Annotated in this window: 13 protein-coding genes; 5 read left to right on the plus strand and 8 right to left on the minus strand. The window is 58.6% G+C overall.

Annotated features, from left to right (window positions below; genetic code table 11):
- Positions 1–28: 28 nt before the first annotated feature.
- The 8 genes from atpD to AC097W_RS06690 form a co-directional block, all read right to left on the minus strand.
- On the minus strand, positions 29–1,450 hold the full coding sequence (atpD, locus tag AC097W_RS06655; protein ID WP_479601703.1) for a F0F1 ATP synthase subunit beta: 1,422 nt from the start codon (positions 1,448–1,450) through the stop codon (positions 29–31).
- Between the two features lie 52 nt (positions 1,451–1,502).
- Positions 1,503–2,381, minus strand: coding sequence for a F0F1 ATP synthase subunit gamma (gene atpG, locus AC097W_RS06660; protein WP_479601704.1), 879 nt, complete (start codon positions 2,379–2,381; stop codon positions 1,503–1,505).
- 67 nt (positions 2,382–2,448) lie between these two features.
- On the minus strand, positions 2,449–4,002 hold the full coding sequence (gene atpA / locus AC097W_RS06665; RefSeq protein WP_479601705.1) for a F0F1 ATP synthase subunit alpha: 1,554 nt from the start codon (positions 4,000–4,002) through the stop codon (positions 2,449–2,451).
- Between the two features lie 50 nt (positions 4,003–4,052).
- The gene (locus AC097W_RS06670; protein WP_479601706.1) at positions 4,053–4,583 is read right to left on the minus strand and encodes a F0F1 ATP synthase subunit delta; all 531 of its coding nucleotides are present in this window, start codon (positions 4,581–4,583) and stop codon (positions 4,053–4,055) included.
- Between the two features lie 9 nt (positions 4,584–4,592).
- Complete coding sequence (locus AC097W_RS06675) at positions 4,593–5,063, minus strand: F0F1 ATP synthase subunit B (protein WP_479601707.1); 471 nt, start codon at positions 5,061–5,063, stop codon at positions 4,593–4,595.
- Positions 5,064–5,099: 36 nt separating this feature from the next.
- Positions 5,100–5,363: a F0F1 ATP synthase subunit C gene (gene atpE, locus AC097W_RS06680; RefSeq protein WP_479601708.1), complete on the minus strand. Its 264-nt coding sequence runs from the start codon at positions 5,361–5,363 to the stop codon at positions 5,100–5,102.
- A gap of 67 nt (positions 5,364–5,430) precedes the next feature.
- Complete coding sequence (gene atpB / locus AC097W_RS06685; RefSeq protein ID WP_479601709.1) at positions 5,431–6,315, minus strand: F0F1 ATP synthase subunit A; 885 nt, start codon at positions 6,313–6,315, stop codon at positions 5,431–5,433.
- 19 nt (positions 6,316–6,334) lie between these two features.
- Positions 6,335–6,805, minus strand: a complete 471-nt coding sequence (locus tag AC097W_RS06690) for an ATP synthase subunit I (protein WP_479601710.1) — start codon at positions 6,803–6,805, stop codon at positions 6,335–6,337.
- A gap of 145 nt (positions 6,806–6,950) precedes the next feature.
- On the opposite strand from AC097W_RS06690, the gene AC097W_RS06695 reads away from it, so the two are divergent.
- From AC097W_RS06695 to AC097W_RS06715, 5 genes are read left to right on the plus strand one after another with little or no spacing between them, the layout of a single operon-like run.
- The gene (locus AC097W_RS06695) at positions 6,951–7,841 is read left to right on the plus strand and encodes a D-amino acid aminotransferase (protein WP_479601711.1); all 891 of its coding nucleotides are present in this window, start codon (positions 6,951–6,953) and stop codon (positions 7,839–7,841) included.
- Between the two features lie 4 nt (positions 7,842–7,845).
- On the plus strand, positions 7,846–8,157 hold the full coding sequence (locus tag AC097W_RS06700; protein WP_479601712.1) for a YbeD family protein: 312 nt from the start codon (positions 7,846–7,848) through the stop codon (positions 8,155–8,157).
- On the plus strand, positions 8,055–8,864 hold the full coding sequence (lipB, locus tag AC097W_RS06705; RefSeq protein ID WP_479602073.1) for a lipoyl(octanoyl) transferase LipB: 810 nt from the start codon (positions 8,055–8,057) through the stop codon (positions 8,862–8,864). The genes AC097W_RS06700 and lipB overlap by 103 nt, the downstream gene beginning before the upstream one ends.
- 22 nt (positions 8,865–8,886) lie before the next feature.
- A complete protein-coding gene (gene lipA, locus AC097W_RS06710) occupies positions 8,887–9,891 on the plus strand; it encodes a lipoyl synthase (protein WP_479601713.1) in 1,005 nt (334 codons plus the stop codon).
- Positions 9,892–9,933: 42 nt separating this feature from the next.
- Positions 9,934–13,440, plus strand: a complete 3,507-nt coding sequence (locus tag AC097W_RS06715) for a DEAD/DEAH box helicase (RefSeq protein ID WP_479601714.1) — start codon at positions 9,934–9,936, stop codon at positions 13,438–13,440.
- Position 13,441 lies beyond the last annotated feature (1 nt).

The following is a 13,441-nucleotide window of genomic DNA, read 5'->3' on the forward strand; positions in this document are numbered from 1 at the left end:
CTTTTGCCGTTCAGGGACAGTCCGGCGATTAAACCTTCTTGGCCTTTTCGATGGCTTCGTCGATCGTACCGACCATGTAGAAAGCCTGCTCAGGCATGTGATCGCACTCGCCGTTCACAATCATCTTGAAACCACGGATGGTTTCCGACAAGGGAACATATTTGCCAGGCGAGCCGGTAAACACTTCAGCCACGTGGAACGGCTGGCTCAGGAAACGCTGGATCTTGCGGGCACGTGCCACAGCCAGTTTGTCTTCTGGAGCCAAGTCATCCATACCCATGATGGCGATGATGTCGCGCAGTTCGCGGTAGCGCTGCAGCGTACCCTGCACGGCGCGGGCTGTGTTGTAGTGGTCTTCGCCCACCACGTTAGGAGACAACTGACGGCTGGTCGAATCCAGTGGGTCAACCGCAGGGTAGATACCCAGCGATGCGATATCACGGGACAACACCACAGTGGAATCCAAGTGCGCAAACGTGGTCGCAGGCGATGGATCGGTCAAGTCATCGGCAGGGACGTAAACGGCCTGGATCGATGTAATGGAGCCCACCTTGGTCGACGTAATACGCTCTTGCAAGCGACCCATCTCTTCAGCCAGTGTAGGCTGATAACCCACGGCGGAAGGCATACGACCCAACAAAGCGGACACTTCGGTACCGGCCAGTGTGTAGCGGTAGATGTTGTCCACGAAGAACAGCACGTCCTTGCCTTCGTCGCGGAACGACTCGGCAATGGTCAGACCAGTCAACGCCACGCGCAGACGGTTGCCTGGAGGCTCATTCATCTGACCGTAAACCATGGCCACTTTGGATTCTTCGAGGTTCTCGAGGTTCACCACACCCGAGTCAGCCATCTCGTGATAGAAGTCATTACCTTCACGGGTACGCTCGCCCACACCAGCAAACACGGACAAGCCACTGTGTGCCTTGGCGATGTTGTTGATCAATTCCATCATGTTCACGGTCTTGCCCACGCCGGCACCACCGAACAGACCCACTTTGCCGCCCTTGGCGAACGGGCAAACCAGGTCAATCACCTTGATGCCGGTCTCCAGCAGCTCTTGCGAAGGGCTCAGCTCATCGTAAGCGGGAGCTTTGCGGTGAATGGGCATGGTCAACTCGGCGCTGACGGGACCGCGCTCGTCAATGGGCGCACCGAGCACGTCCATGATGCGGCCGAGGGTTGCCTTGCCGACGGGAACCATAATGCCTTGGGCCGTATTCTTGACGATCATGCCGCGACGCAGGCCGTCGGATGAGCCCAAAGCAATGGTACGCACGATGCCGTCACCCAATTGCTGTTGCACTTCGAGAGTCAGCGTAGAGCCATCCATCTTGAGCGCGTCATAAATCTTCGGCATCTGGCTGCGTGGGAACTCCACGTCCACCACGGCACCGATACACTGGACAATTTTTCCCTGAACGCCTGCGTTCACATTTGCTTGAGCCATTACGTTTGCTCCAAAAATAAATTCATTTAAACCGCTGCACGTGACCCGGGGGTCACACCGCTGCTGCACCAGCCACAATTTCCGAAAGTTCTTTCGTAATTGCCGCTTGCCGCGTCTTGTTGTAGATCAGCTTGAGCTCGGCAATCACATTGCCGGCGTTGTCGGTCGCAGCCTTCATGGCCACCATGCGCGCCGCATGTTCGGAAGCCATGTTTTCAGCAACCGCCTGCAGCACCAGTGCCTCGGCATAGCGCACCAGCAACTCGTCGATCACTGTTTGCGCGTCCGGCTCGTAGATGTAGTCCCAGCCAGGCTGCGAACCACTTGCCTTGGTCTCTGCCTGCATTTTTTCTGCAGACAGGGGCAACAATTGCTCGACCACAGGCTCTTGGCGCATCGTGCTGACAAACTTGTTGTAGCAGAGGTAAACCGCAGAGACTTCACCCTTGGTGTAAGCATCGAGCAGCACCTTGACAGGGCCAATCAGCTTGTCCAGGTGTGGTTTGTCACCGAGGTGGGTGACGTGGGATACGACTTTTGCACCGATACGGCTCAAAAACCCCAGCCCTTTTCCACCGATCGCAACCGACAGCGGTGATTTGCCTGCGCTTTGAGTCTCGCGTAACTTCAGAGTTACGGCACGAAACAGGTTGGTATTCAAACCGCCACACAAGCCCTTGTCTGTCGACACCACAATGTATCCCACTGACTTGGCGTCGTGGGCTTTCATGAATGGATGAACATACTCGGGGTTGGCTTTACCCAAGTTGGCGGCGATGTTACGAACCTTTTCGCTGTAAGGACGGGCAGCGCGCATGCGCTCCTGTGCCTTGCGCATCTTGGACACGGAAATCATTTCCATGGCCTTTGTGATCTTCTTGGTGTTTTCCACCGATTTGATCTTGGTGCGTAGTTCCTTGCCTGATGCCATATTTGCCCCTTTTGCTTAAAGTGATTCGTGACTCTGGATGGAGACGGTGATGTCTACGGAATCAGAATCAGGCAAATGACTTTTTGAAGGCCGTCGTAGCAGCGGTCAATTCGGCTTCAGCCTCTTTGTCCATCGCCTTGACAGCTTCCAGCTTGGCCAACAGGGCAGCGTGCTTGTCTTTCAGATAGCCGTGCAAACCATGCTCAAACGCCAGAACCTTGTTCACTGCGATGTCATCCATGAAACCCTTGTTCACTGCGAACAGTGTGGATCCCATCAGGCTGATTGGCAGCGGGCTGTACTGTGCTTGCTTGAGCAACTCAGTCACGCGGGCACCACGATCGAGCTGCTTGCGGGTCGCTTCGTCGAGGTCAGAGGCGAACTGGGCAAAAGCAGCCAATTCACGGTACTGGGCCAAGTCGGTACGGATACCACCAGACAGGTTCTTGATCAGTTTGGTCTGAGCGGCGCCACCGACGCGAGAAACCGAGATACCGGCATTGATAGCGGGGCGAATGCCGGCGTTAAACAATGAGGTTTCCAGGAAAATCTGACCGTCCGTGATCGAAATCACGTTGGTTGGCACGAAAGCAGACACGTCGCCAGCTTGCGTTTCAATGATTGGCAACGCAGTCAACGAACCGGTCTTGCCTTTGACTTCGCCTTTGGTGAAGTCTTCAACATACTTTTCGTTCACGCGTGCGGCACGCTCCAGCAGACGGCTGTGGAGATAGAACACATCGCCAGGATAGGCTTCGCGGCCTGGTGGGCGGCGCAACAGCAACGATACCTGGCGGTAAGCGACCGCTTGCTTGGACAGATCGTCATACACAATCAGCGCGTCCTGGCCACGATCACGGAAGTACTCACCCATGGTGCAGCCGGAGTAGGCCGACACGTACTGCATGGCGGCCGATTCAGACGCGGTAGCAGCCACCACAATGGTGTACTCCATCGCGCCGGCCTGCTCCAGGGAGCGCACCACGTTCTTGACGGAAGAAGCTTTTTGACCGATAGCCACGTAGATACAGGCTACGTTTTGGCCCTTTTGGTTGATGATGGCATCAATCGCCACAGCCGTTTTACCGGTCTGGCGGTCACCAATGATCAACTCGCGCTGACCACGGCCCACGGGCACCATGGAGTCAATGGACTTCAGGCCGGTTTGCATGGGCTGATCAACCGATTTACGGGCGATAACACCAGGCGCGACTTTTTCGATCACGTCGGTCATCTTGGCGTTGATAGGGCCCTTGCCATCGATAGGCTGACCCAGTGCGTTCACCACGCGGCCAAGCAACTCAGGACCAACCGGCACTTCCAGAATACGACCCGTACATTTGACGGTATCGCCTTCCGAGATGTGCTCGTACTCACCCAAAATCACGGAACCGACGGAGTCGCGTTCCAGATTCAAGGCCAGACCGTAAGTAGGCAAACCGTCGCTGCCAGCCGGGAATTCGAGCATTTCGCCCTGCATCACGTCGGACAAACCATGAATACGGCAAATGCCGTCGGTCACGGACACAACAGTGCCTTGATTGCGGATGTCTGCGCTAGCGGACAGTCCTTCAATACGGCTCTTGATCAGTTCAGAAATTTCTGCTGGATTGAGTTGCATGACTCTTTCCTTCTTTCGTTAAATTAGGCCAACAACCCAAGGCAATGCCTTCAGGCTGTGAGGGCTACTTTCATTTGTTCCAGACGGGCTTTGACAGAGGTGTCAAGCACCTCGTCACCGACCACCACGCGAATGCCGCCAATCAGCTCGGGTTGCAGTACAACCGATGCGTTTAGCTTGCGGCCAAAACGCTTTTCGAGCATGACAGCCACTTCAGCCAATGCCGACCCGTCAATAGGGAAGGCGCTGTACACCACTGCATCAGAAGATCCGCTTTGGGCGTTCTTCAATGCGCGAAACTGGGAAGCAATTTCAGGCAGCGCGTTCAGACGGCCGTTTTCTATGACGGTGCGCAAAAAGTTTTTGGCTTTCTCTGGCAACGCCGTTTTCGTAACGGAACCGATCAACTCAAAGACCTGATCGACCGTTACCTTCGGATTGTCAGCAAACTGCAGCAATTGCGCATTGGCGGCAATCGACCCCAGCTCGTCAACCCAGACAGCAGCAGACGACAGCTTAGCCGCCGAAGCCTTGAAAAGCGCTTCGGCGTAGGGCCGGGCAATAGTGGCAAGTTCAGCCATGGTGACCCTTTAAAGCTCAGTCTTCAGCCGGCCAAGCAGCTCGGCATGAACGCCAGCATTGACTTCCTTGCGGAGAATCTGCTCAGCACCCTTGACCGCCAGTGCGGCAACCTGCTCGCGCAGTGCCTCACGGGCCTTGACCGCCTGCTGGTCGGCTTCCACCTTGGCAGCAGCGATGATCTTGTTGCCTTCTTCAGTGGCTTTGGCCTTGGCCTCTTCCACCATGGCCTGACCACGACGCTCTGCATCTGCCAGACGCGCAGCGGTTTCGACGCGCGATTTGGCCAGTTCGTCTTCTACGCGCTTGTTGGCAGACGAGAGCTCGGAGCGGGCTTTATCAGCCGCTGCCAGTCCGTCAGCAATCTTGCTGGCACGCTCATCCAATGCTGCCGCGATAGGCGGCCACACGAATTTCATCGTGAACAACACAAGCAATGCGAAGACGATGGCTTGCGCCACCAATGTTCCATTAATGCTCACAGTAGATCTCCCTCAACGAGGCGTTGTGGATAGGTCTTACTTGACCAGGCGTGCGATTTGAGCCAGGAACGGGTTAGCCGTTGCGAACCACAAAGCGATACCGGTACCGATAATGAAAGCCGCGTCGATCAGACCGGCCAACAAGAACATCTTGGTTTGCAGTTCACCCATGAGTTCGGGCTGACGCGCAGCGGACTCAAGGTATTTGCTACCCATGATGCCGATACCGATACAAGCGCCCAATGCGCCCAGACCAATGATCAGGCCAGCAGCCAAGGCAACAAAACTAATGACTTCCATGATGACTCCTTAAGATACTAAAAAAGAAAACAAAAACAACTCAAAACAAACTCAACCAAACCGAAACTCAATGCGAGTCATGCGACTGACCGATATACACCAGCGTCAGCATCATGAACACGAAAGCCTGCAGGGTAATGATCAGGATGTGGAACACTGCCCACGCCCAGCCCGCCACCACATGCAAGAGCAACAACATCAAACCCGAAGGCTCGAATGAAAATGCCCAAGCGCCACCCAGCAGGGCAATCAGCATGAACACCAACTCACCAGCGTACATGTTGCCAAACAGTCGCATGCCGTGTGACACGGTCTTGGCGACAAATTCGATCAACTGCATCGCAAGATTCACGACACCCAGAAGCACGGCAAAAATCGGGTTCTTGCTGGTACCAAACGGAGCCGATACCAACTCATGCGCCCAGCCGCCAACACCCTTGATCTTGACGTTGTAAACCAGGCAAACCAGCAGCACCGACACTGACATACCCATGGTGACGGACAGGTCAGCAGTAGGAACGCTACGCAAATAGGCATGCTCCGGGTCATGACCGGCTGCTTCAAAAATCAGGGCCCAGATGGACGGCAGCAAATCGAGCGGCAACAAGTCCATCGCGTTGAGCAGGAAAATCCAGACAAAAATCACCAGCGCCAGCGGAGCAACCAGCTTGCGGCTTTTGGCATTGTGAACAATACCCTTGGCTTCCGACTCCACCATTTCAACCAGTATTTCTACCGCAGCCTGGAAACGCCCTGGCACACCTGCAGTCGCTTTGCGCGCAGCGCTCCACAACAACAGGCAACCCACGACACCGATGACGATGGAAAAGAACAAGGAATCGATATTGAAGACCGAAAAGTCAACAATTTCTGTTTGCGGCTTGTTTTGCCAGTGAGTCAGGTGGTGAACAATATATTCACTGGCTGATGGTGCATGCGCTTCTGCGGACATATATAACTCTTTCAAGCTCTCAAATCTGTTTAGGCTTGGGGCGCATCAACAGCGCCAGCCAATACATTTTTAAAGTCACAAACAGGCCAGCCAACATGGCCAACCAGCTCAAATCCGGGATCAGGCGCGGTGCAGCAACAATCATTGCGACACTCACCGCCATCTTTACCGCTTCCCACACAAAAAATCCGAATCCTGCGGTTGCAGCATTCAACGAAGAAAACTGACTCATCAGGCCCCGGGCAAACAACGCCGCCGGGATTATCACCGCAATTGCGCCGTAAGCCGCCGACCAACCCACCACCGCCTTGCCTGAAACACCCCAGGCAACCAGCGCGACCAACAAACCCGCCACGCACTGCAAACCCACAACCGACCAAGGCGACAAGGCTGGGTCGCTTTGACGCAACGCCTGCGCTTCTTGTCGCGTCAGCCGCTTGATTTCCGGCTCTTCGGACTTATCTGTATCAAAACCGTGTGCAAGCGCCATTATTGACATCTCAAATTACAGCCAGGTTACAGAAGGGTTACGGTCAGCAACCGCTACAAAGCCTTCGATTATACGTAGAAACCCGCGTCCGCCAGACAACTTCTTGGTAGAAGTTGATGGAATATCCCACAGCGATAATCAGCCCATGACATATCTGCCGCCCTTGCCGTGTTATCTCAATGGCGAATTCACGCCGCTTGCGGATGCCAAAATCAGCGTCATGGACCGGGGCTTCATCTTCGGCGATGGCGTGTACGAGGTGGTCCCCGTCTATGCCGGTCAGCCTTTCCGGTTTTCACAGCATATGGCTCGGCTGAAACGAAGCCTGACCGAACTCCGCATACCCAACCCCCTGTCCGCTGCGCAATGGCAGGCGGTTATATCCCGATTGATCGCCAGCTACGCCGAGTCGATGGGAATGGAGGCCCAGCGCACGGATCAATTGGTCTATATCCAGATTACCCGGGGCGTTGCCTTGCGCGACCACGCAATGCCTGCGCACATTACGCCCACGGTCTTTGCCATGACCAACCGAATGCCGGTATCAACTGTCGAGCAGCGGGCGAACGGTGTGGCGTGTGTCACCGCCGATGATTTTCGCTGGGAGAAAGCCCATATCAAGAGCACCAGCCTGCTGGGTGCCGTGTTCGCCCGCCAGATCGGCGTCGATGCCGGCGCAGTGGAAACGGTGATGTTTCGGGGCGATTGTCTGAGCGAAGCGGCCACCAGTAATGTGTGGGTGGTCAAGAACGGCGAGGTGCTGGGCCCGCCCCCGGACAATCTGGTCCTGGAGGGCATTCGCTACGGACTGATAGCGGAAATCTGCCAGGAGCTGGGCCTGCCCTTTGCGTTGCGCCGCCTCAGCCGTGGCGAAGTGGAGTCAGCAGACGAACTGCTGCTTTCCAGCGCCACCAAGGAGGTGCTGGCCATCACCCTACTGGATGGAAAGCCCATTGGAACGGGCCGTCCTGGCCCCATCTACCACCAGCTGTATGCTGCCTACCAGGCGGCAAAACAGCGGCCAACCGAATCATGAACAAATGACAAGCTCCCCACCACCGCTCCCCCCTTCGCCCGACTCCCCCGCGCCGCGCAAGGACTCGCTCATTGAATACCCTTCGCAGTTCCCCATCAAGGTCATGGGCCTCAAGGTGGACGGGTTGGTGCAGGCCATCACCCACGTGGCCCACCAGTTTGATCCGGCTTTTGATGCGACCACCATCGAACTGCGCGAGAGCAAGGGCGGGAAATACCTCGGCATCACCATCACCGTGACAGCCACCAGCCGCGAGCAGCTCGACGAGCTCTACCGCACGCTCTCCACGCATCCGATGGTGAAAGTGGTTTTGTAAAGCGCACGAGAGATACCGCCATGCCAATGGACATTCGAGCGCTGGGACGCGTGGACTACCTGCCCACCTACGCGGCCATGCGGGAATTTACAAGCCAAAGAGGCCTGCAGCCCCCGTCGGATATGCCTGACCAGCTATGGATTTGTGAGCATCCGCCAGTCTATACACAAGGCCTGGCGGGTAAGGCTGAGCATATTTTTCTGCCCGGAGACATCCCGGTGATTCAGACCAACCGGGGCGGGCAAGTGACCTACCATGGCCCGGGGCAGGTGGTGGCGTATCCGCTGATCGACCTCAAGCGCGCAGGCTATTTCGTCAAGGAATACGTGTACCGCATTGAAGAAGCCGTCATCCGCACGCTGCTGCACCTGGGGGTGACCGGCCACCGGGTCACGGGCGCACCGGGCGTTTATGTGCGGCTGGACGACCCCACCGGCCATGCGCCGCTGGAACGGAACAACGGGCCCGAGCCCGACTTTTCGGGCCTCGGCAAGATCGCGGCGCTGGGTATCAAAGTCAGCCGCAACTGCACCTACCACGGGGTCGCGCTGAATGTGGCCATGGATCTGGAACCCTACTCCCGTATCAACCCTTGTGGGTACTCCGGACTGCAGACGGTGGATCTTTCTACAATCGGGGTCTCCGTTGGCTGGGATGAAGCCGCCCACGTTTTGAGCCAAAAGCTCGCAACCTACCTCGCGCCGTGACCCCGTGCGCACCGTTCACACCATGAGCCAAAACCACGACACCCCCACCACCAGCCCCACCGTGCGCGAAGCCCAGTCGCAGGCGGACTACAACCCGTCTGCCAAACAAAAGGCGGGGGCCAAGCTGTCGCGCATACCGGTCAAGGTGGTGCAGGGCGAGATTCTGAAAAAACCGGACTGGATCCGCGTCAAGGCGGGCTCGCCCAGCACCCGCTTCTACGAGATCAAGGAAACCCTTCGCGCCAACAAACTGGTCACGGTATGTGAAGAGGCCAGCTGCCCCAACATTGGCGAATGCTTTGGCAAGGGAACGGCCACCTTCATGATCATGGGTGACAAGTGCACCCGCCGCTGCCCGTTTTGCGATGTGGGCCACGGCCGCCCCGACCCACTGGATGTGATTGAGCCCGAAAACCTGGCCAAGACGATTGCTGCGCTGAAGCTGAAATACGTGGTGATTACCAGCGTGGACCGCGACGATTTGCGCGACGGTGGCGCCCAGCATTTTGCCGATTGCATCAACCGCATCCGTGAGCTGTCTCCCACCACACAGATCGAGGTGCTGGTGCCCGATTTCCGTGGCCGTGACGACCGCGCGCTGGGCATCCTGAACGCCGCGCCGCCTGACGTGATGAACCACAATCTGGAGACCGCACCGCGCCTCTACAAGGAAGCCCGCCCAGGCTCTGACTACCAATTCAGTCTGAACCTGCTCAAGAAGTTCAAAGCCCTGCACCCCGGCGTGCCCACCAAGAGCGGCATCATGGTCGGACTGGGTGAAACCGACGAAGAGGTGCTCCAAGTGATGCAGGACATGCGCGACCACGGTATCGACATGCTCACCATCGGCCAGTACCTTGCCCCCAGCACCAGCCACCTGACGGTGAAGCGCTATGTGCACCCCGACACCTTCAAGATGTTCGAGAAGCGCGCGTACGAAATGGGCTTCAGCCACGCCGCCGTGGGCGCCATGGTCCGCTCCAGCTACCACGCGGATCAGCAAGCCGAAAATGTGCTTCGTTTTTGATAGCGGCCTGCGCAATTTCTACGGGGCTTAGAGCCTGATTTGATGCATAAAGATCCAGATACCAAACATCTCTGGTTCAACCCCAACCGACTGGAAGATTTCACATCCGAGGCGACCTGGGAGCGCGGAAGGTTTCTCTACGCCTCCCAAAAAGTGCGGGATCTGCGAATTGCGCCGCAGACCGACCATTGGCTACTGCAAGGCGATGTGCAAGGCAGTCAGCGCATGCCCTACCAGCTGTCCATTGAACTCACCCTGACAGCGGACGGTGAAATGGATACCTGGGACAGCGATTGCACCTGCCCGGTGGGCTACAACTGCAAGCACGGCGTCGCCCTGACCCTGAAGGCGGCATACCAGGGCCTGCACATGCTCGGGGCCGATGCTGCTTACACAGCCGTGCGCAGCGCCTCGCGCACCCCTCCCACGCCCGAAGAACTGGAAGCATCCCGCAAAGCAGCCCAGGCCCGCGCAGACGAAGTTGACCGCCAGCAGGCTGAGGCCCAGCTGCTCAACTGGTTTCATGACCTCGACCGCGCGGGTGGCAAACACACGCCGGCCACCGACAGCGCGCGCAGCCCGAGCCGCCCGGAGCAGTACCTTTTTTTGCTGAAATCTGCGGGGCCGCGGACACAACCCCAGCAGTTGCAACTGGAAGCGGCCGTGTCGTACCCGAAGGCCGGCGGTGGCTGGGCCAAACCCAAGTCGGTGCGCACCCAGCCCCACCCGGGTCTGCCCGTCTATGACCAGGCCAGCGATGCCGACCGCGAGATACTGCAACTGCTGCTGGCCATGCCGAACAACAGCCACAGCTACTACTCGGCCTACAGCGGCAGCCCCAGCGCCATCCTGCATGGCCAGATCGGCTTGCTCGCTTTGCAGCAGGCCGCCCAGACGGGCCGCTTGTTCGCGTGTGATGCGGACGGCAACCCCGGCCCCGCCATCCAGTGGGGCCCTGCGCAAACGCTGGACTGGAGCTGGCACGAGGTGGCTCCCGCTGCCGGTGGCGCAAAGGGTTCTGGCGACTCGGGCGACACGCGTGGCTGGGCCTTGCGCGCCAAACTGCATGCCAGCAACGACGCCAAGCTGTTCCTGAACACCCCAGCGCTGTATCTGGACATGGTGCACGGCCAGTGTGGTGCGGTTCATGTCCCCGGCATTCCCGACGCCCAGCTCGCGGTGCTGCTCAAGGCGCCGCCGTTCAAGCCGTCGGCTCTGGAAAAGCACCAAGTGCATCTGATGCAACGGCTGGGCCATCTGCCCCTGCCGCCGGTGCTGCAAAACCTGACCCAGATCACGGGCGTTGCGCCAAAAGCCTGCTTGCATTTGTCGCCTAACCCGCCAGACCTGGTACCCCAGCGCGGCCTCATCCAGGCGCAGCTGTGCTTTGACTATGCCGGGCACCGTGGCTGGTGGGCCGGGCAAGGTACTTCGGTCGTGGTGGAGAGCCCCCAAGGCCGGGTGCTATTGCAACGCAACACCGAGGCCGAGCTGGTCGCCATCACCCGACTGATGGAGTTGGGCCTAAAGTCCAGCGACGATGGCCGGTTCAGCCTGCAAGGCAATGGGTCCAAACAGACCTGGCCGTATTGGGCGGACCACGATTACCGGGCCCTGCGCGATGCCGGCTTTACCGTGACGCTGGATGACCGCCTGAAAGGCTGGATCACCCACGCCGAGGCACTCCGGGTACAACTGCAAGGCCATGACACGGAAGACCAGGCCACCTCCCCGTGGTTTGACCTGTCACTGGGCATGGAAATCAACGGCCAGCGCCACAACATCCTGCCCTGGCTACCCGACCTGATTGCAGCAGCCGCCACCGGTCCGCTGGATCCGGACACCGGCCAGCCCAACATTCCGCCGTTTGTGTACCTGCCCGCCTTGGGCGCGCAAGGCTTTGTCCGCCTGCCGACCGATGCCCTCAAGCCCTGGATGGTCGCGCTGCTGGAGCTGGTGGGCGACCGCACCCACGACTTCACACAGGAGAGCCTCAAGCTGTCGCGCATGGACGCGTTGCGCACCAGCGCCTCCTTGGGCGAAGGCGCCGTATGGGACGGCGCGCAGGCGCTGCGAGGCCTCGTTGAACAACTCCACGATCACACGGAGATGGTGGAGGTGCCCGTGCCCGCCAGCGCGCAGGCCAGCCTGCGGCCCTACCAGCAGCAGGGCGTCAACTGGCTGCAGTTCTTGCGTGCCCACAGCTTGGGCGGCATATTGGCCGACGACATGGGCCTGGGCAAAACGCTGCAGACGCTGGTGCACATCCAGATTGAAAAAGACGCCGGCCGCCTCACGCACCCGGCGCTCATCATTGCGCCGGTCAGCCTGATGGGCAACTGGCGGCGCGAAACCGAGCGCTTTTGTCCGCAGCTGCGCGTGCTGGTGCTGCACGGCAAAGACCGCCACGAGGTGGCAGACACCATGGGCGAGCACGACATCGTGGTTGCGCCCTACTCGCTCCTGCAGCGCGACCGCGACCGCTGGCTGGAGGCGCAATGGCACCTGGTGGTGCTGGACGAAGCGCAAAACATCAAGAACGCCAGCACCCACGCCGCGCAAGTGGTCGGCCAGCTGAAAACGCGCCACCGACTGTGCCTGTCGGGCACACCCATGGAAAACCATTTGGGCGAAATCTGGAGCCTGTTCCATTTTTTGATGCCGGGGTTTCTGGGCAGTCAGGCGCGCTTCAAAGAGCTGTTTCGCAACCCCATCGAGAAGCTGGGCGATTCGGAGCGGCTTACCCAACTGCGCGCCCGCATCACGCCCTTCATGCTGCGCCGCACCAAGGCAGTTGTGGCCGACGAATTGCCGCCCAAGGTGGAAACCGTGATGCGCGTGGAGCTGTCGGGCAAGCAGGCCGACCTGTACGAAACCATCCGTCTGGGCATGGAAAAGTCGGTGCGCGAAGCGCTCAACACCAAAGGCCTGGCCAAGTCGCAAATCACCATTCTGGATGCGCTCTTGAAGCTGCGCCAGGTGTGCTGCGACCCCACCTTGGTGAAGCTGGAGGCGGCACAAAAAGTCAAAGAGTCTGCCAAGCTGGAGCAGCTGATGGAGATGCTGCCCGAGATGGTGGCAGAGGGGCGGCGCATTTTGCTGTTCTCGCAGTTCACCAGCATGCTCACCCTGATTGAGGCCGAGCTCAAAAAACGCAAGATCGGCTGGGTCAAGCTCACTGGTCAAAGCCAGAAGCGGGACGAGTTGATTGCGCAGTTCACCAGCGGCCAGGTGCCGATATTCCTGATCAGCCTGAAAGCTGGTGGCGTGGGCTTGAACCTGCCGCAAGCCGATACCGTTATCCACTATGACCCGTGGTGGAACCCCGCCGTCGAAGCCCAGGCCACCGACCGCGCGCACCGCATTGGCCAGACGCACAGTGTGTGGGTGGTGAAGCTGGTGGCACAAGGCACGATTGAGGAGCGCATTCTGGCCCTGCAAGAGCGCAAAGCGGCGTTGGCGGATAGCATGTATAGCGGAGCGGCGGCACGCAAGGAGCCGCTGTTCAACGAGAATGATCTGGCCGAGCTTTTGAAACCCTTGGGGTAGC

The sequence above is a fragment of the Rhodoferax sp. GT1R46 genome (assembly GCF_056521285.1).

What these genes read in the sequence shown, in the direction of transcription:
- AC097W_RS06690 (WP_479601710.1), bottom strand. Translation starts at nt 6,805, where the DNA reads ATGGCGCTTGCACACGGTTTTGATACAGATAAGTCCGAAGAGCCGGAA.
- lipA (WP_479601713.1), top strand. Translation starts at nt 8,887, where the DNA reads ATGAGCCAAAACCACGACACCCCCACCACCAGCCCCACCGTGCGCGAA.
- atpG (WP_479601704.1), bottom strand. Translation starts at nt 2,381, where the DNA reads ATGGCATCAGGCAAGGAACTACGCACCAAGATCAAATCGGTGGAAAAC.
- AC097W_RS06670 (WP_479601706.1), bottom strand. Translation starts at nt 4,583, where the DNA reads ATGGCTGAACTTGCCACTATTGCCCGGCCCTACGCCGAAGCGCTTTTC.
- atpE (WP_479601708.1), bottom strand. Translation starts at nt 5,363, where the DNA reads ATGGAAGTCATTAGTTTTGTTGCCTTGGCTGCTGGCCTGATCATTGGT.
- atpB (WP_479601709.1), bottom strand. Translation starts at nt 6,315, where the DNA reads ATGTCCGCAGAAGCGCATGCACCATCAGCCAGTGAATATATTGTTCAC.
- atpD (WP_479601703.1), bottom strand. Translation starts at nt 1,450, where the DNA reads ATGGCTCAAGCAAATGTGAACGCAGGCGTTCAGGGAAAAATTGTCCAG.
- atpA (WP_479601705.1), bottom strand. Translation starts at nt 4,002, where the DNA reads ATGCAACTCAATCCAGCAGAAATTTCTGAACTGATCAAGAGCCGTATT.
- AC097W_RS06695 (WP_479601711.1), top strand. Translation starts at nt 6,951, where the DNA reads ATGACATATCTGCCGCCCTTGCCGTGTTATCTCAATGGCGAATTCACG.
- AC097W_RS06715 (WP_479601714.1), top strand. Translation starts at nt 9,934, where the DNA reads ATGCATAAAGATCCAGATACCAAACATCTCTGGTTCAACCCCAACCGA.
- AC097W_RS06700 (WP_479601712.1), top strand. Translation starts at nt 7,846, where the DNA reads ATGACAAGCTCCCCACCACCGCTCCCCCCTTCGCCCGACTCCCCCGCG.